A 17,386-nucleotide genomic window follows, 5' to 3' on the forward strand; every position below is an offset into this window, starting at 1 on the left:
ATTTATCCACAGTTCTCTCTGTGTTTGTCCGAATGTTTATCTCATTCTTCGGAATCTTTAGGTTCAGTCTTTCGACTGCTTTTCCAGGTTTTATGGTACTATTCTCTTTTCTATGACCTCGCCGCCTGAAGCGACAGCTTCTACATCTTACCAGGACGTAATGATTCTGTCAAGCTTTTTTTAAAGTTTTTTCAGTTCATCGCCCGGCCGCCGCCCGAAGCGGCAACGACAGCTATTATACGCCCTTTCCTTCATCCCTGTCAATCCCTTTCCTTTATCTTTTTCGATCTTTTTCGCGGCGCAGGGTTTTCCTGCTGTTCGCTCCGGGTGCGTGGTGTTTCCCGGCGGATAAAATGCCGCAGGATATTCGTTTTTCATATTAAAGTTTTCCAGCACACCCCGAATGGGCCTCGGCGCCGCGGCCTGAATTCCGTTGCCGACAACGACCGGTCCCATGGCCATCCGATGCCCTTGCGAAATCATCGACCGATGTGGCAGCTTCGCGGCCTTGCCGCCGATCGTGTCGATGCGCGCCATTAAAAAAGATCCCCGTCACCTGTTTCCAGGGACGGGGATCTCGTCCGGCAGAGACTGCCACTACTTTTATAGGCTATTCAAATAGTCGTTAATGGCCGCGGCGGCATCTTTACCGGCACCCATGGCCAAAATAACGGTCGCCGCGCCGGAAACCGCATCTCCCCCGGCAAAGATGCCCTTGCGGGAGGTCTGGCCGTTTTCATCCGCAACAATGCACTGCCATCGGTTAGTATCGAGTCCCTCCGTCGTCGAGGAAATCAGCGGGTTCGGAGAGGTCCCCAGCGCCATGATGACGGTGTCGACTTCCAGATCGTATTCGCTGCCGGGGATTTCGATCGGGCGGCGCCGGCCGGATTCATCCGGTTCGCCCAGTTCCATTTTAATCACGCGCAGCCCCTTCACCCAGCCGTCGTCATTCACGAGGATTTCTTTCGGATTGGTCAATAGGTGAAACTGAATGCCCTCTTCCTTGGCGTGGTGCACTTCTTCGGCACGGGCCGGCAGCTCCGCTTCACTTCGCCGATAAACGATATAGGTATCCGCGCCCAGGCGCAGGGCCGAACGCGCGGCGTCCATGGCCACGTTGCCGCCGCCGATAACCGCCACTTTCTTCCCACGGTGAATCGGCGTATCATAACCCTTGAAAGCCTTCATCAGGTTATTGCGGGTCAGGTATTCATTCGCCGAGAAAACGCCGTTGGCCGTTTCTCCCGGGATGCCCATGAAGCGCGGCAGACCGGCACCGGATCCGATAAAGACGGCGTCGAATCCTTCTTCATCCATCAATTCATCGATGGTCGTTGCCTTCCCGATCACCACATCGGTTTCGATCTTCACGCCGAGGCGTTTCACATTTTCGACTTCCGCCGCGACTACCGCTTCCTTTGGCAGACGGAATTCCGGAATCCCGTACACCAGCACGCCGCCGGCTTCGTGAAGCGCTTCAAAAATCGTGACGTCGTGCCCCTTCTTGGCCAGTTCGGCAGCGCAGGTCAGGCCGGCCGGACCGGAACCGATAATCGCCACTTTCCTGCCGGAGGCAAATCCCGGTTTTTCGGGTACGATATTGTTTTCGCGCGCCCAGTCGGCCACGAAGCGTTCCAGCTTGCCAATCGCCACGGCATCGCCTTTAATCCCCATCACGCAGGGGCCTTCGCACTGGGATTCCTGCGGGCAGACGCGCCCGCAGACAGCCGGCAGCAGCGAGGATTCCTGAATGATTTCGAAAGCCTTCTGATAATTCTTTTCCGTCACCTCATGAATAAAGCCGGGAATATCGATGGAGACTGGACAGCCCGCCACACAGCGCGGCTTTTTGCAGTTCAGGCAGCGATTGGCTTCTTCCACCGCTTCTGCTTCGTTGTAGCCATAGCACACTTCTTCAAAATTGGTCGCCCGGACTTTCGGATCCTGTTCACGTACCGGGACTCTGTCCATTCGCTTTTTTGCCATTACGCTTCACCTCCGCAAACGCCGCACCCGCCGTGATGGGTATCGCCTTCTGCTGTTGCCAGCATGGCGCGCCCCTCTTCGCTCTTGTATTGGGTTTGGCGCTTCATCGCCAGATCAAAATCAACCTTATGACCGTCGAACTCCGGCCCGTCGACACAGGCGAATTTCACTTCGTCGCCGACGATAAGACGGCAGGCGCCGCACATACCGGTGCCGTCCACCATGATCGGATTCATCGAGACGATGGTCGGCAGGCCCAGCTTTTCAGTCGTCAGGCAGCAAAACTTCATCATGATCATCGGACCGATGGCCACACACACATCCCAGGTTTTGCCTTCGGCCGCGAGATCCTCGATTACTTTGGTCACCATCCCGCTGCGGCCGTAGCTGCCATCGTCCGTAGTGACATAAAGGTTGCCGGCAACCGCGCGCATTTCATCTTCTAAAATCACCAGGTCTTTAGTTTTCGCCCCGATGATGACGTCCACATCGATGCCGTGCTCGTGCATCCACTTCACCTGCGGATAAACCGGTGCCGTTCCCAGACCGCCCCCCACGAAGAGCAGCTTCATCTGTTTGAGTTCATCCAGATCCTTTTCAACCAATTCCGAGGGCTTGCCCAGCGGCCCGACGACATCCTGGAAGGCGTCGCCGGTCTTTAATACCCCCATGGCTTTGGTCCCGTGCCCCACTTCCTGTGTGACGAGGGTCACGGTCCCCGCTTCGCGATCGTAATCGCAAATCGTCATCGGCAGGCGTTCCCCCTTTTCGTCGACGCGAACGATCAAAAACTGCCCTGGCAGACAGTGCTTGGCCACGCGGGGCGCTTCGACGTCCATGCGAAAAATGTTCGCGGCAAGGCGTTTCGCCTCCACAATCTTGTACATACTTCCTCCTCCTTGTGATGCGTTTTCGAACTCACTTCGAATGCTTTATATTAATGACTTGTTTGCCGCGCTGCAAGCCTGTGGCACCGCTGCGCACAAATTCAATAATACCGTAGGGTTCCACCATACCGATAAAGGCCGCCACCTTGCTCGGTACACCGACAATTTGCAAAATCAAGCTGTCTTTGGCCACATCCACCACCTGGGCGCGAAAGAGATTCGAGATGCCCACAATGGTCGAGCGCGTCTGATCGTTGGCTTTAACTTTGATAAAAACCAGCTCCCGCGTGATCGCAGCGCCTTCTTTCAGCTCGATGACCTTGATGACGTTGATGAGTTTGTTAAGCTGCTTTTTGATTTGTTCCAGCGTCTGTTCATCGGCAGTCACCGTCATCGTGATCCGGGAGAGCTGTTCGTCCTCGGTAATGCCGACGGTCAGGCTGTCGATATTGTAGCCGCGGCGGGCAAACAGCCCGGAGATGCGTGCCAATACCCCAAACTTGTTCTCAACCAGTAATGATAAGCAATGTTTTTGTTCCATCATCTTGCGCCACCTTAAAACTTCAAGTAGTCTTCGCTGACCACACATTCCACCAAGGCCGGCCCCGGCTGTTTGAGTGCATCCAAAATGGCCGCTTCCGCTTCTTCCTGAGTCTCGGCGTGATAAGCCGGGATGTCGTAGGCTTGTGCCAACTGCATAAAATTGACATTAAAATCGATGTCGGTTCCCGAATAATGATTTTTGCCGTAATTATCGTGTTGCTGCTGGCGCACCATGCCCAATTTGTGATTGTTGAGCAGAATCAGTTTGACCGGCAGGTGATGCTCCGCAATCACGCCGAGCTCTCCCACCGCCATCTGGAAACTGCCGTCACCACAGACACCGATCACTGTTTTGGGCGCCTTTCGCGTGGCAAAGGCCACCCCCGACGCCGCGGGAATGGCATACCCCATCGTGCCCAGACCGCCGGACGTCATGTAGCATCGATCGTCTCTCACCTGAAAATGCAACGCCGCCCAAACCTGATTGAGCCCGACGTCCGCCACCAGGGTCGTATCCTCCGGCACCTGTTCGGAAAGCCAAGCAAAAAATTTTTTTGGGTTGACGCCGGCCATGCCCGGATAATCGTCGAGGCACACCGGATTGTCCGCTTTGATCCGCCGCACCTTCTCGAGCCATTTCCGGGTGTCCGTTTCAATCCCCTTCTCCAGCAATTCGGCGACGACAGTCTTCGCATCGCCGACGACGGGAATGTTGGTGTCGTTGACGTTCTTCCCAATTTCCGCCGGGTCGATATCGATGTGGATCATTTCTTTTTCGTCAAGCACTGCCGTGGATGTCCCACGGTTGCTCATGCGCGCGCCAATACAAAGTGCGAGATCCGCCGCTTCCACAATCCGGTTGGTGTACGCATAGCCATGGCTGCCCCAGATGCCCGCATAAAGCGCGTGATTCTGCGGAAAGGCGCCGATCCCCATGAAACTCGTGACCACCGGCGCCCCAATGGCTTCCGCCAGTTTTAGCAGCGCCGCTTCTCCATGGCTCGACACCACGCCGCCCCCGGCATAAATCAGCGGGCGATCGCTGGCTTTGATCTTGCGAATCGCGCGGCGAATCTGCCCGGTGTGACCTTCATAGGTCGGCTTGTATCCGCGGATTGCCACCTCATCGCTGTATTTCGGGCGCTTCACGATTTCAAGTTGCACGTCTCTGGGGATATCGATGAGCACTGGCCCCGGCCGGCCGGTCGATGCGATAAAAAAGGCTTCTTTGACAATTTTCGGCAGCGATTCGGGATCCTTGACCAAATAGGAATGTTTGACAAAGGGCAGCGTCGCACCAAAAATATCTGCTTCCTGAAAAGCGTCCGTCCCGATGAGCTCCCGATTAACCTGGCCGGTGATGGCCACAACGGGAATCGAATCCAAATACGCCGAGGCGATTCCGGTAATCAGGTTCGTCGCTCCGGGACCGGATGTCGCCAGGCACACCCCCACCTTACCGGTTTCTCTGGCGTAGCCGCTGGCATAATGGGGGGCCGATTGTTCGTTCCGAACCAAAATGTGTTCGATGCTCGAATCGCGGAGCGCGTCGTAAATCGGCAGCAGTGCCCCGCCGGGATACCCGAAGATGATCTCTACGCCCTCTCTTTCCAAGCATTTAAATAGTAGTTTTGCGGTTAACACACTGTCCTCCTCCTTGTTATCGGCTATCGCAGGCGTCGCCTGCCCCCGGCTGCCTTTCGCGGCGCGGCCGTTTTGCACAGAGCAATGCCCGGCTGACCGATTTTAATTTTACCCCGCTTTTGCAAATGACCGATGGCCCGTTTGAACGCCGCCTTGCTGATGCCGAAATGCTGCTTGATAACCGCCGGCGGTGTCTTGTCGTGATAGGGCAGAAAGCCGTCGGCTTCTTTCAGCCGCCGCAGAATCAGGGCACCGTCAGGGTTGATTTCTTTATAGCTTTTTTTGTTGGGGCTGAGCACCAGGCGATTGTCCCGCTTGCGCACCTCGCTGACCCGGGCCTTCACAATCCGGCCGTTTTTAACATCGGGTGTGAGTTCCTTTCGCGGGATCATACCGTGATAGCGGTAATCCACCGCCAGAAAAGCGCCGATGCCCGGGTTGATCTGATACACATAGCCCCGAACCCAGTCCCCCTCGCGATAGGGCGATTTGGTTTCAAGACGGTTATAGACCTTCATCGTCGCACAAAAGCGTTCGCTTTTATCCAGGTACAAGGCCACCAGATATTCCCGGCCGATCTGCAACTTTGCGGTCTGCTCGTGGTAGGGCAGCAACAGATCCTTCTCCAGCCCCCAGTCGAGGAAGGCACCGATTTTGGTCAGTGCCGCCACCTTGAGCGGGCGCATCTCGCCGAGCAGAATCTTTGGCGTGCGAAGGGTGGCAATGGGCCTGTCGTCCGAATCTTTATAGATAAAAACGTCCAGGGCATCGCCCTTTTGAAGGCCCCGGGGCATTTCCTTCTTCGGCAGCAGGACGATCGGCCGCTTATCCGAGGGATCCTGAGGATCGGCCAGGAAAAGACCGATCTTTGACAGGTGATCCACCTCCAATGTCTGAATGGTTCCAAGCTTGAACATGCTGCCTCCCGTTCTTAAACAAAAACCGCTGCCCGCGGCTTTGCCGTTATTTTAATTCCTTAATTTCCCTGCGGTTGTCTTCAATTTGGTCATTGAGCGCCTTGAGCTGGATCTGCAGCTCGTGAAGGATCTTATCCGCGTAACGCTGCGTGCCCACGCGGATTTCCTTCGCCTGGGTCTGGGCGTTTTCCACGATGATTTCGGCCTGGGTTTGGGCGGCTTTAGTCACCTCGTCGGTATCGACCATTTCTTTCATCTGTTTTTCTGCGCTGTTTTTGATCCGGTCGGCGCTGGCCTGAGCCTCAAAAAGAATTTGCTTCTTTTCCGCCACAATTTTACGCGACTCCGACAATTCCCGGGGCAGTTCTTCTTTGATTTCTCCGATGATTTCCAGCGCTTCGTCCGGGCTGATCATCGCCTTGGACGAAAATGGAACCGCGTTCCCCCGTTCTATCAATTCCTCCAGTTCTTTTAAAAGATCTGTGATTTTCATTTTGTGTTGCCTCCCTGTCTGTCTTTGACGGCGCGAATCACCGGATCCGGCACCAAGCCGGTCAGATCACCGCCGAAGGCCATCAGCTCCCGAATCGCCGTCGAGCTGAGCACGCTGTAACGCGTATCCGCCACCAGATAAAAGGTCTCGATTTCCGGCGCCAGGCGCTTGTTGAAATAATCCATCTGCATTTCGTATTCGAAATCGACGATGGTCCGCAGCCCCTTAACCACCACATCGGCCTCCACCGAACGGGCATAATCTGTCAAAAGGCCCTCGTAATGGTCGACGGTTACATTGGTCAGCGCCTGAGTGCTTTCGGCCAGAAGGACGAGCCGTTCCGATTCGTCAAAGCAATAGTGCTTGCTCACGTTTTTCATCACGCAGACCCGCACTTCATCAAAGATACGAGCTGCTCGGGCGATCACATCCAGATGGCCCAATGTCACCGGATCAAAGCTCCCGGGATAAACCGCGATTGTCATCCGACGCCTCCCATCTGTAATAGTCCACCATGGTGATGCCGTAGCTTTTCTGCTTGCAGTGTTTTAAAGCGCTACAAACTATTGGCATTATAACAGATTTTTCATGTTCTATCATTATAATTCCCGTGGATTTGAGGATTTTTTTGGCGACAATCTGCTCGCATAAACGCGCGGAGACGGCGGCCATCGCGTAGGGCGGATCCATAAAAATCAGATCGGCTGCGACCCCTTTTGCCGCCAGGATATCGATGCCCGACTGGGCGTCTGTCTTCAAACAGTGCGCCCGATTTTCATAACGCGCCTTGCGCAGATTGCTGTGAATCAGGTCGATGCTCGCCGGCGCCGTGTCGAAAATCCAGACCGTTTGCACCCCGCGGCTGAGCGCTTCGATGGCCATGGCCCCGCTGCCGCCAAAGCAGTCGACAAAAACCTCAGCTGCTGCCAGTTCCCATTGAATCGTGTTGAAAATCGCCCCTTTGACCTTGTCCGCCGTCGGACGCACCGTTTTATCCCTCGGCGCGTTTAACTTCAGGCCGCGCCGCTCGCCGCCAATCACCCGCATGATCGTCCTCCATCCTTGCTTGTTCTCTTTATCAATTCATCGATATCTGTTCGATGCCGCGGTCGAAGGCGCGGGTCAGCGCGTCGCAGCATCCCATGTCTTCCGCCTTGGGTGAGGCCAGAAGCCCCTCGGCGATCGCCCTGGTTTCGGCCAAAAGCGCCGCGTCCGCCGCCGGATCCAGCGCCGAAAGCGCCGGCAGACCGTGCTGCCTTGTGCCGAAGGCATCCCCCGGCCCCCGCAGCTTAAAATCAGCCTCGGCAATTTCCTGCCCGTTGTGATGATTCACGATCACCTTCATGCGCGCAATGGTCTTCTCGTTCACCGCGTTGGACACGAGAAAACAATAGGCCTGGGCGCCGCCCCGGCCGACGCGCCCCCGCAGCTGATGCAGTTGGGACAGGCCGAAGCGGTCGGCGCTCATCACCACCATCATCGTGACATTGGGCACGTCAATACCCACCTCGATGATGCTCGTCGCCACCAAACAATCAATTTTACCGGCAGAAAAATCGGCGATTACCGCCGCTTTTTCTGCCGGCTTCATTTTGCCGTGCAGGCAGGCCACCCGATAAAGCCCCTTATAATAGCGGTCCACCTCCCGGCAGACCGTCTGAGTGTCGCGCACCTCGGCCATCTCCTCGGCGTTTTCCACAAAGGGACAAACGATAAATCCCTGATGCCCGGCGGCCATCTCCACCGCCATCATCCCCAGAATTTTGCGCAGGGCTTTCTCGGTATAAAAATAGGTTTTAACCTTCTTGCGCCCCGCCGGCATGGTATCGATCACCGAAATATCGAGATCACCGTAAAGCACCAGCGCCAATGTCCGCGGGATGGGCGTCGCGCTCATCACCAGGGTATGAGGGCGCTCGCCCTTGAGCGCAAGCAGTCCCCGCTGCCGCACGCCGAAACGATGCTGCTCGTCGGTGACGACCATGCCCAGATTGTAATAAACCATATCTTTTTGAAAGAGCGCGTGGGTGCCGATAATCACTTGAGCGTCTCCGTTCGCAATGTGGGTCATGGCGTTTTCCCGCTCCGATGCCTTCATACTCCCGGTAATCAGGGTCACGCTGACGCCATAAGGTGCCAGATACGCTTCGAAATTACGGGCATGCTGCGCCGCGAGGATCTCCGTCGGCGCCATATAGGCGCATTGATAGCCGCCCAGCGCTATCAAATAGGCGCAGGCCACGGCGACAACGGTTTTGCCACTGCCCACATCCCCCTGCACCAGCCGGTTCATGATCCGCCCGCTCTGAAGATCGGCGGCAATCTCCGCAAGCACCCGATGCTGCCCTTCGGTCAGCGCGAAGGGCAGTCCCCGCTCGAAGCGCGACAGGCTCGCGGGATGGGCCAGCACCACCGAGGACCGCCGCGTCTCGCCGCGGCTTCGCAGCAGCCCGAGGTTAAGCTTGAGTGCTTCTTCAAATTTTAACCGCGTCCGGCCCGCCGCAACCTCGGCCATCGTCTGCGGGCGGTGCAGCAGCTTAAAGCATGCTGCGCTGTCCGGCAAATGCCGCTCTTTCCGCAGGGTTTCCGGCAGCGGATCCGCCACGACGAGGTCTTCTGCGAGCACTTTAGCGATCAGCTTGCGGAGGGTCTCCCCGGAAACGCCGCCCGCCGGCGCATAAACCGGCGTCAGCTCAAAAAAAGCCCCCGGCTTGTCCACCGGGGCAAACTGGGGATTGGCCATCCCGCACCTGCCCTTCTTCTCGGTGATGCGCCCGAAAAAATAATAGCGCGCCTCCTCGTGGAAATGCTCCGCGAGCCAGGGTTGATTAAAAAAGGTGATCTGTCCCGTCGCGCCGTCGTCCGTCGTCACCGACAAAGCAAAAAGGGACAGATTCCTGCGAATTCGCCGGACTGTCCCTTTGCGGCTGACGCACGCCTCGATCGTCACCGCCGTTTCCGATGGCGCGGTGAGCATCCCCCGCCGCGACCGATCGACATATTGCTTCGGGAAATGGGCCAGCAGATCTTCAACCGTGAAGATCCCGCCGTCGTTCAGCGCGCGCTCCCGCTTGGGGCCCACGCCGGCCACGTCCCGAATCCTGTCGTCAAGTTTCATTTACTTTCAAATCCTTTGCGCCCCGGGGCATTGGCTTTTTCAAATTTTATTCGACCGAAACGATGTAATAATAGAGCGGCTGCGCCCCTTCGGACACCTCGATGTCGCAGTCCGGATAGGCTTCCTCCAACTGCGCCACCAAGGCTTCTGCCGCCGATTCCGGTTGATCTGCCCCGTAATAAATGGAGATGAGCTCGCTGTCGGGCTCGATCATCTCTGCGAGCAACTCCGCGGTCACCGCGTTCACATCCCGGCCGGTGGTCTGAATGTCGCCGTCGCTGATCCCCATGATATCGCCTTTGGCAATGGTCATCCCGCCGATGCTGGTATCGCGCACCGCGTAAGTCACTTCGCCGGTCTTCACTCCGTCGAGCACGGCCGTCATCGATTCAACATTGGCTTCCCAGTCACCGTCCGGATCGAAATTGAGCATCGCCGTGACGCACTGAGGAATGGTCTTAGTCGGAATCACGTGCACCGCCTTGTCCGAAATGGCCTCAGCCTGATTGGCCGCCATGATGATATTGCCATTGTTCGGAAACAAAAAGATATGGTCCGCGTCAATCCGATTGATCTCCGACATGAAATCCTCGGTGCTGGGGTTCATGGTCTGCCCCCCCGCAATCACCCGGGTCACGCCCAAATCTTTAAAAATGCGAGTCAAGCCCTCGCCGGGAGAAACCGCCACGAAGCCATAGGGCAGGTGTTCGGCCGGCGGATCCGCTTCCGCTTCTTCTTCGTCAGGCACGCCGAGCATTTCGCGCATGTTATCCACCTTCATCCGGGTGAGACTCCCCAGCGACAGCCCCTTTTCAAAGGCCTTGCCCGGATGGTCGGTGTGCACGTGGACTTTGATGACATCCTCATCCTGAATGACGAGCACACAGTCTCCAATGGTTGACAAATAGTCGCGCAAATCGTCCGCATCCGCATCATGGGCGTGCTTGACAATAAACTCGGTGCAGTAGCCGAAGGTCAAATCCTCCGGCTTCATATTGGAATCGTCCACAAAGCGTTCTCGGTCCGCCAGGGTGAGCTTGACTTCCCGGCCGAGATCTTCGCCGGCAAGCCCCTTCACCGCCCCTTCGCAGATGAAAATGAGGCCCTGGCCGCCGGAGTCCACCACGCCGGCTTCCTTGAGCACCGGCAGCATGTCCGGCGTGCGCAGCAAGGTGTCCTTGCCCTGCTCGAGCACATCGGAAAGGAAGGCCAGCACATCTTCATATTCGCTCCGATGAGCTTCGGCAAATTCGCCCATTTCGCGAATCACCGTTAAGATAGTGCCCTCCGTCGGTTTCATCACCGCTTTATAGGCCGTGTCCCGGGCTGCGCAGACCGCCGCCGCCGCCCCGGCCACGTCGAGGACCTGCTTGCCCTTGGTCGCCGCCGCGACCCCGCGCAGAATCTGAGACAAAATCACGCCGGAATTGCCCCGGGCACCGATGAGCGCCCCGCTGGAAACGGTCTTCGCCACCGCGTGCAAATCATTTTTTTCCAGCTTGTCGAGCTCCCAGATGGCGTTAGAAAACGTCATGGCCATATTGGTCCCCGTATCGCCGTCCGGCACCGGGAAGACATTCAATTCATCGACTGCTTCTTTATTGAGTTCAAGATTCTTAGCGCCGGTCTCAAACATGCTGCGTAGCATGGCGCCGTCAATCTGCTTGATTTCCATTCATTCCTCCACATTATGCCCGGACACTGACCACGTTGACGGTGACCCGTTTGACGGTAAGCCCCGTCTGGCGTTCGACGTTGTATTTGACGGCTGAAATAATATTGTCGGCAACCACCGATATCTTGATGGTCTGTTCGACGATCACGTAAAGATCAATCAGCAGTTTACCGTCGCCGTCAAAGCTCACGCCGACGCCCTTGCTCAGGCGTTCCCGCGTCAGAATTTCAATCAGACCGTCCCGGCCGCGCTGATGCGCCATCCCCACCAGGCCGTAGCACTGCATGGCGGTATCGGCCGCAATATCGGCAATCGCTTTTCGGGATAATTCGATATAGCCCAGATCATTTTCTATTCTCATTATCGACTCCTTGTTGCATGCAAACGCGCAGCCGGTGCCATGGGTCTTCCCGCAGCGCGTGATCTTGCGATTTCTGCGGCGTCCGTCGGCTTTTAGCGCGCATTTCTTCTCCTCTCATACTGATTTGTGACAAGTCCCTCAATATGAACGTATTATATGAGCCATTTTACCGCTTATCCCTCCCAAAGTCAAAATAAAGTCAAAAAACTTATTGCATACTTTCAAAGCACTGTGTTATAATGGCTCCTGTTGACACAGACGATTCGAAAACAAGGGAGGTTTAGAGCATGGCTAAAGAATGCTTTGTGTGCAAGAAGAGCGTTGTCTCCGGCAATACTGTCTCGCACTCAAACAAACATAATAAAAGAATGTGGAAGCCCAACCTGCAGAAAATTAAAATCTTGGTCGATGGCACACCGAGACGCGAATATGTCTGCACCCGATGCCTGCGTTCCGGTAAAATCGAACGCGCATAAGGCGCCGCAGCCGTATTACACAAAAAAAGCACGCGAACGCGTGCTTTTTTATTTTTTGTTTTGATGGTTTCTGTGCCGTCACTCGCTCACAATGTCGAGGAGCGCCCGGCCTTTCCCGATAGTAATGCACTGCTCCCGTTCGGCCGCCACATTGCTGAGCGTGCGGCCGGCCGTCTCCGGCGTGAGCATCGCTTCCTTCAGCGGATAATCAAAGCCAGCAAGGCTCACCGGCCCTGCCGAACCGCACCAGGGGATCAGACTCATCGTGGTGCCCGGCGCCAGCGCGAGCGGCCATCGCCCCGGTCCGGTCAGCAAGCGCAGCCGGTTATGGGGATCCACCAGCCAGCCGACAGCCCCCGCCGCTTCGATGCTGATGAGGGTATCAATAGAGCCGATCACATGGTCGAGACGGCTGCCCATCGCCCCAAAAAGAATCACCGACGCCGCACCTCCCGAAAGCGCCACCGATACCGCAAGCTCCGTGTCCGTCTGATTTTTGCGCACCGGGTGGCACTCCACCGGCACACCCTGATCCACAAAGGTTTGGATCACCGCCGGATCCGCCGAATCAAAATCCCCGACGAGCACATCCGGCATAAGCCCCAGCCGGTGCGCCATCTCCGCGCCTTTGTCCGCCGCTATGATTTGATCAGCCGGCTGTGCTTTTAACACCGCGCGATAAAAATCCGGCGCGCCATAGCTGCCGCCGGTAAAAATGACCGTGTTTTTTTCCGCTTTCAATAGCGGTTCCTCCCTTTCAATTCCTCGAGGAGCATCACGTAATGTTCGTAGCGGGACGGGGCGATCTCGCCGGCCGTCAGTTGCGCTCTCACCGCACAGCCCGGCTCCTTCAGATGCAGACAATCGTTAAACTTGCAGATTCCTCGGGCGAATTCCGGGAAATAATCCCGCAGCGTCTCGGGCGCGGCCGCCTCGGCCAGCGAAAGCGAGGAGAACCCGGGCGTATCGAGAATCCATCCGCCGTCCGGCAGTGGCAGCAGCGCCACATGACGGGTGGTGTGTTTGCCGCGGCCCAACTTTGCGCTCAGCCCGCCGGTGGCCATTACTGCACCGCCGCACAGCCGATTGGTCAGTGTCGATTTGCCCACCCCGGAAGGGCCTGCCAGAAAAACGGTCTTTCCCGCCGTGTGTCGGACCAGTTGCGTATCAGCCGGCGCCTCCGGCGAATGGACCACCACGGGATAGGGCGTTTTGTGATAGGTCTCTACGACGGTCCGGTCCGTTTCTTTGGCCAGATCCTCCTTGGTAAAACAGATGATCGGGGCAACGCTCCGCGCTTCACAGGCGATGAGCAGCTTATCCAGAAGCAGGGTGTTGGGGCGGGGATTGCTGAGTGCAAAGACGATCACCGCCAAATCCACATTGGCCACCGGTGGACGCACAAAAGCGTTTTTGCGCTCGGCAATGGCGGTCAGCGCGTATTCGCCATCCTGGGCACCGTCCTTTTCGACGGTGACCCAATCGCCGACCATCGGCGTCTGCCGATTGTGGCGCAAGATGCCCGCCGGCTTCGCGGTGATCTGGCTGCCGTCCGATTTTTCAATGGTATAGAAACCGCCGATCCCCTGGACAATGCGTCCGGAGATCGGCGTTTTTCTTCGTGTTGCATTCATATTCAACTTTAAGGATCAGTCGTCTGCTTCGTCCGAATCGTCTTTCTTTGAAGAGCCTTTGGCCGCGCTGCTGTTGGGATCGACTCCCTTGCTGACCACAAAGTTAATGGTCGTTCCCTTTTCGATCTGGGTGCCTTCGCTGGGTGACTGGCTCATCACCACGCCGGATGCATAGGAATCCGAGTATTGCTGAGTTACCGTCCCAACGGTAAAGCCGTTGGCTTTGATCCGGCTTTCAGCATCATTTTGGGTCAGGCCCACAAGCCCCGGCACCGAAACCGTTTCCTTTCCCTTGGAAACATAGAGCGTGACCTTGCTGTTTTTATCCACCGCAGAGCCGGCCGAAGGCGAGGCGTTGTAAACCACGCCGCTGGAATAGCTGTCGTTGTATTCCCGCTTGATTTCCACCACCTGGAGTTTGGCCTTTTCCAGCGCGGAAACCGCTTCGTTTTCGCTCATCCCGACGACATTGGGCACCTGCACGCTTTCACTTCCCTTACTGATGACCACTTTAACCGTGCGGCCTTCTCTGGACATGGCGTTGGCCTTCGGCGACTGGGAAATAATTTTGCCTCTGTCCACCGTGTCGCTGTATTCGGTGCTTTCCACTTCAAGGGTCAGACCGGCGGCTTCCACGGCCGTTTTCGCCTGACTCTTGGTCATCCCGGACACATCCGGCACCGTCACTTTCTTGCTCGCCGAAAACGCGCGGTAACCCGCCACAATACCGGCAATGGCCAAAGCGGCAACCAACAGTCCGATCAGCATGCGCTTGCGCTTTTTCTTTTTACGCAGATGATCAATACCTGTTTTGTCTGCAGCCTCATCGCCGGCCGTATCCTCCGGTTCAACCTGAAAGAGGCTGTCATCGCTAATCAGGCCGCCGTTATTCGCTCTGCCATTCAGGTCGACCGAGGCATTCAGCATGATTTGATCGAGATCCGCGATAAGCTCTTCACAATCCTGATAGCGATCGTCCGGTCTTTTCTGACAAAGCCGCACCACCACATCGCTGACGCTCTGGGGGATTTCCGGCAAAATGGTTTTTGGCGGGGTGATGTCCTCCTGAATATGCTTAATCGCAATGGAGACGGTATTTTCTTCATCAAAGGGGAGTTCCCCGGTGAGCAGTTCATAATACATAATGCCCAGGGAATACAAATCGGAGCGTTCGTCCACAAAGCCGCCCCGGGCCTGTTCCGGCGAAATGTAGTGCACCGAGCCCATGGTCTGATTCGTCATGGTGATGGTGGAGCTGGTGATGGCCCGCGCAATGCCGAAATCGGTGACCTTCGGCGTCATATCGGCGGTGAGCATGATGTTCTGCGGCTTGATATCCCGGTGAATGATGCCGTGTTCGTGAGCGCATTGCAGAGCTTCCGCCACATCGATGATGAAATTGGTCGCTTCTTCATAATCGAGGCGGCCTTTTTTGATCAGATATTGCTTGAGGGTGATGCCGTCCACGTATTCCATCACGATAAAATACACATCGCCATCCACCCCGACGTCGTATACCGAAACGATATTCGGATCGGAAAGGCCTGCCGCCGATTGAGATTCACGATCGAATTTCTTAATGAATTGCTCGTTTTCCGTGTATTCTTCCCGCAGGATTTTAACAGCTACAAACCGGTTTAATTTTAAATCCCGCGCTTTATAAACGTAGGCCATGCCGCCGCGGCCAATCAACTCAATGATTTCGTAACGGCCATTCAGAATTTTTCCGATCACTTCACTTCCTCCTTCAACGCTGCAGCCGGCTCCATTTCCGGTCTGAAGATAATCACGGTAATATTGTCGTCACCGCCGTTATAATTGGCGAGATTCACCAGCTTGCGCGTCGCTTCTTCCATACCATTCTCCATGACAATTCGCTGAATCTCTTCGTTGGGCACCATGTTGTACAGTCCATCGGAACACAGCAAAATGGCATCGCCGGGATAGAGCCTATATTCGAACAAATCGGTTCGGATGATTTCGTCCGTGCCCAAAGCCCGGGTAATGATGTTTTTCTGGGGATGCTCTTTGGCTTCCTTCGTGGTCAAGCGGCCGCGGTCGATCAATGCCTGCACCAAAGAGTGATCCTTGGTCAACTGTTCGATTTCCGTTGCGTTAATGCGGTAAGCCCGACTATCCCCAATATGGTAAAGGTACATATCGAGTCCTCTGACCACCGCCATGGTCAGAGTTGTGGCCATGCCCAATTGTTCCGGATCCACCACGCCTTCCCGGATAATTTCCTGATTGATGGCGTTCACAAAGTGATTGACCTGTTCGTAATCGCTGTAATCTTCGATTTCCGCAATGCGCTCCTTGATGCGGTCGATGGCCAGCTGGCTGGCAATTTCCCCGGAGCGGTGCCCGCCCAGGCCGTCCGCCACTGCAAAAATATAGTAGGTCTGGCCGTCTTTTTCGATATTGGCCGCCAGATAGGAGTCTTGGTTAATTTTTCGTTTCGCACCTATATTTGTGGAGTACGCACACTTCATCTTTCACCTCTAGGTTTTGTCACCATCGGGACCGCCTGTGCCTGCCGATGGCGCAGCTGGCCGCAGGCCGCATCAATATTCTTCCCAATTCTTCTCCTTATTGTACAGTTAATGCCGCCTGTTTTCAACTTCTTCGCGAAGACCGTTACATTTTGACTGCCGGCAAACGGGCCGTCTGTAATGGGATTGAGACGAATCAGGTTGAGGTGCACATTCTCGCCGGAGAACAGCCTGATCAAAGCTTTGGCATCCTCGTCCCGATCGTTGACACCGGCCATCAGCGCATACTCAAACGTGACCCGCCGGCCGGTTTTGTTAAAATAATTTTTACAAGTCTTAAGTAATTGATCCAGCGGATAGTGCCGGGCCACTGGCATGATTTGCTCGCGGACCGCCTGATCCGGCGAATGCAGTGAAATCGCCAGATTAATTTCAAGCGCTTCATCCGCCAAGCGCTCAATCATCGGCACGATCCCGCAGGTCGAAACGGTGATGCGGCGCATCCCGATGCTGAAGCCCTGGCTTAAGATCTGAATAAAGCGCAACAAATTATCGTAATTGGCCAGAGGTTCGCCGATCCCCATCACCACCACCCGGCTGATGCGGATGCCTTCGGCGGCTTCGACCAGGGCGATTTGGGCCGCCATTTCCCCCGCGGTGAGGTCCCGCACCACGCCGCCTCTGGTCGAGGCGCAGAAGGCACAGCCCATGGCGCATCCCACCTGGCTCGACACACACAAAGAATAGCCGTAGTCATAGGCCATGAGCACCGTCTCCACGCACTCGCCGTCCGCCAGACGGATCAGCATTTTCTTCGTGCCGTCCTCCGGGTCGGCCTGCACCTCAAGCACCTCGCCCCAGTCGATGATCCAGCGGGCTTTTAACGTCTCCCGCAGCTTTTTCGGCAGATTGGTGCACGCGTCAACCGCCATCGCCCGCTTCACATAAAGCCATTCAAAAAGCTGCCTGCTGCGAAACTTAGGCTCACCGAGATCCCGCATCAGCGCCGAGCAGCCGGTCAGCGTGAGCCCGAAGAGATTTGAAGGAGCGTCTCCTTTTTTCTCGTCGGCCAAGGGCAACGCAGGTGCTTCGCCATCCCGCGCCGCCGTATCCGGTGTGCGATTCTGAATTTTCGCTTGCATTTTTTTCATATCGCC

General features: G+C 56.1%; 18 protein-coding genes. 1 reads left to right on the forward strand and 17 read right to left on the reverse strand.

Features of this window, described 5'->3' with window-relative positions; genetic code table 11:
• Positions 1–180 precede the first annotated feature (180 nt).
• From V3C63_RS02610 to V3C63_RS02665, 12 genes are all read right to left on the reverse strand, one after another.
• Positions 181–537, reverse strand: coding sequence for a hypothetical protein (locus V3C63_RS02610; RefSeq protein WP_329886271.1), 357 nt, complete (start codon positions 535–537; stop codon positions 181–183).
• Positions 538–603: 66 nt separating this feature from the next.
• Positions 604–1,989: an NADPH-dependent glutamate synthase gene (gltA, locus tag V3C63_RS02615; protein WP_329886272.1), complete on the reverse strand. Its 1,386-nt coding sequence runs from the start codon at positions 1,987–1,989 to the stop codon at positions 604–606.
• Positions 1,989–2,876, reverse strand: coding sequence for a sulfide/dihydroorotate dehydrogenase-like FAD/NAD-binding protein (locus V3C63_RS02620; protein WP_329886273.1), 888 nt, complete (start codon positions 2,874–2,876; stop codon positions 1,989–1,991). The genes gltA and V3C63_RS02620 overlap by 1 nt, the downstream gene beginning before the upstream one ends.
• 31 nt (positions 2,877–2,907) lie before the next feature.
• The gene (gene ilvN, locus V3C63_RS02625) at positions 2,908–3,420 is read right to left on the reverse strand and encodes an acetolactate synthase small subunit (RefSeq protein WP_329886274.1); all 513 of its coding nucleotides are present in this window, start codon (positions 3,418–3,420) and stop codon (positions 2,908–2,910) included.
• A gap of 11 nt (positions 3,421–3,431) precedes the next feature.
• Positions 3,432–5,063, reverse strand: a complete 1,632-nt coding sequence (ilvB, locus tag V3C63_RS02630; protein ID WP_329886275.1) for a biosynthetic-type acetolactate synthase large subunit — start codon at positions 5,061–5,063, stop codon at positions 3,432–3,434.
• Positions 5,064–5,086: 23 nt separating this feature from the next.
• Positions 5,087–5,980: a CvfB family protein gene (locus tag V3C63_RS02635; RefSeq protein WP_329886276.1), complete on the reverse strand. Its 894-nt coding sequence runs from the start codon at positions 5,978–5,980 to the stop codon at positions 5,087–5,089.
• Positions 5,981–6,026: 46 nt separating this feature from the next.
• On the reverse strand, positions 6,027–6,473 hold the full coding sequence (locus V3C63_RS02640; protein WP_329886277.1) for a hypothetical protein: 447 nt from the start codon (positions 6,471–6,473) through the stop codon (positions 6,027–6,029).
• Complete coding sequence (gene coaD, locus V3C63_RS02645) at positions 6,470–6,958, reverse strand: pantetheine-phosphate adenylyltransferase (RefSeq protein ID WP_329886278.1); 489 nt, start codon at positions 6,956–6,958, stop codon at positions 6,470–6,472. The genes V3C63_RS02640 and coaD overlap by 4 nt, the downstream gene beginning before the upstream one ends.
• Complete coding sequence (gene rsmD, locus V3C63_RS02650) at positions 6,927–7,520, reverse strand: 16S rRNA (guanine(966)-N(2))-methyltransferase RsmD (RefSeq protein WP_329886279.1); 594 nt, start codon at positions 7,518–7,520, stop codon at positions 6,927–6,929. Before rsmD ends, coaD begins: the two co-directional genes overlap by 32 nt.
• A gap of 31 nt (positions 7,521–7,551) precedes the next feature.
• On the reverse strand, positions 7,552–9,591 hold the full coding sequence (recG, locus tag V3C63_RS02655; RefSeq protein WP_329886280.1) for an ATP-dependent DNA helicase RecG: 2,040 nt from the start codon (positions 9,589–9,591) through the stop codon (positions 7,552–7,554).
• A 46-nt stretch (positions 9,592–9,637) separates the two neighbouring features.
• The gene (locus V3C63_RS02660; RefSeq protein WP_329886281.1) at positions 9,638–11,266 is read right to left on the reverse strand and encodes a DAK2 domain-containing protein; all 1,629 of its coding nucleotides are present in this window, start codon (positions 11,264–11,266) and stop codon (positions 9,638–9,640) included.
• A gap of 13 nt (positions 11,267–11,279) precedes the next feature.
• Positions 11,280–11,627: an Asp23/Gls24 family envelope stress response protein gene (locus V3C63_RS02665; RefSeq protein WP_329886282.1), complete on the reverse strand. Its 348-nt coding sequence runs from the start codon at positions 11,625–11,627 to the stop codon at positions 11,280–11,282.
• A 287-nt stretch (positions 11,628–11,914) separates the two neighbouring features.
• On the opposite strand from V3C63_RS02665, the gene rpmB reads away from it, so the two are divergent.
• Positions 11,915–12,103 carry a 50S ribosomal protein L28 gene (gene rpmB, locus V3C63_RS02670; protein ID WP_273267773.1) on the forward strand — a complete coding sequence of 63 codons (189 nt, stop codon included), beginning with the start codon at positions 11,915–11,917 and terminating at the stop codon, positions 12,101–12,103.
• A gap of 78 nt (positions 12,104–12,181) precedes the next feature.
• Here rpmB and V3C63_RS02675 read toward each other — a convergent pair whose 3' ends face one another.
• Genes V3C63_RS02675 through rlmN form a run of 5 tightly spaced genes read right to left on the reverse strand, consistent with a single transcriptional unit; the run spans position 12,182 to position 17,371 of the window.
• On the reverse strand, positions 12,182–12,844 hold the full coding sequence (locus V3C63_RS02675; protein ID WP_329886283.1) for a thiamine diphosphokinase: 663 nt from the start codon (positions 12,842–12,844) through the stop codon (positions 12,182–12,184).
• Entirely contained in the window at positions 12,841–13,737 is an 897-nt protein-coding gene (rsgA, locus tag V3C63_RS02680; protein WP_329886284.1) for a ribosome small subunit-dependent GTPase A, read from the reverse strand. The genes V3C63_RS02675 and rsgA overlap by 4 nt, the downstream gene beginning before the upstream one ends.
• A gap of 15 nt (positions 13,738–13,752) precedes the next feature.
• On the reverse strand, positions 13,753–15,471 hold the full coding sequence (gene pknB / locus V3C63_RS02685; protein ID WP_329886285.1) for a Stk1 family PASTA domain-containing Ser/Thr kinase: 1,719 nt from the start codon (positions 15,469–15,471) through the stop codon (positions 13,753–13,755).
• A complete protein-coding gene (locus V3C63_RS02690; protein ID WP_329886287.1) occupies positions 15,468–16,229 on the reverse strand; it encodes a Stp1/IreP family PP2C-type Ser/Thr phosphatase in 762 nt (253 codons plus the stop codon). Before V3C63_RS02690 ends, pknB begins: the two co-directional genes overlap by 4 nt.
• On the reverse strand, positions 16,226–17,371 hold the full coding sequence (gene rlmN, locus V3C63_RS02695; protein WP_329886288.1) for a dual-specificity RNA methyltransferase RlmN: 1,146 nt from the start codon (positions 17,369–17,371) through the stop codon (positions 16,226–16,228). The genes V3C63_RS02690 and rlmN overlap by 4 nt, the downstream gene beginning before the upstream one ends.
• Positions 17,372–17,386 lie beyond the last annotated feature (15 nt).

It is taken from the genome of Pseudoramibacter faecis, from assembly GCF_036289405.1.
Taxonomy (GTDB): Bacteria; Bacillota; Clostridia; order Eubacteriales; family Eubacteriaceae; genus Pseudoramibacter; species Pseudoramibacter faecis.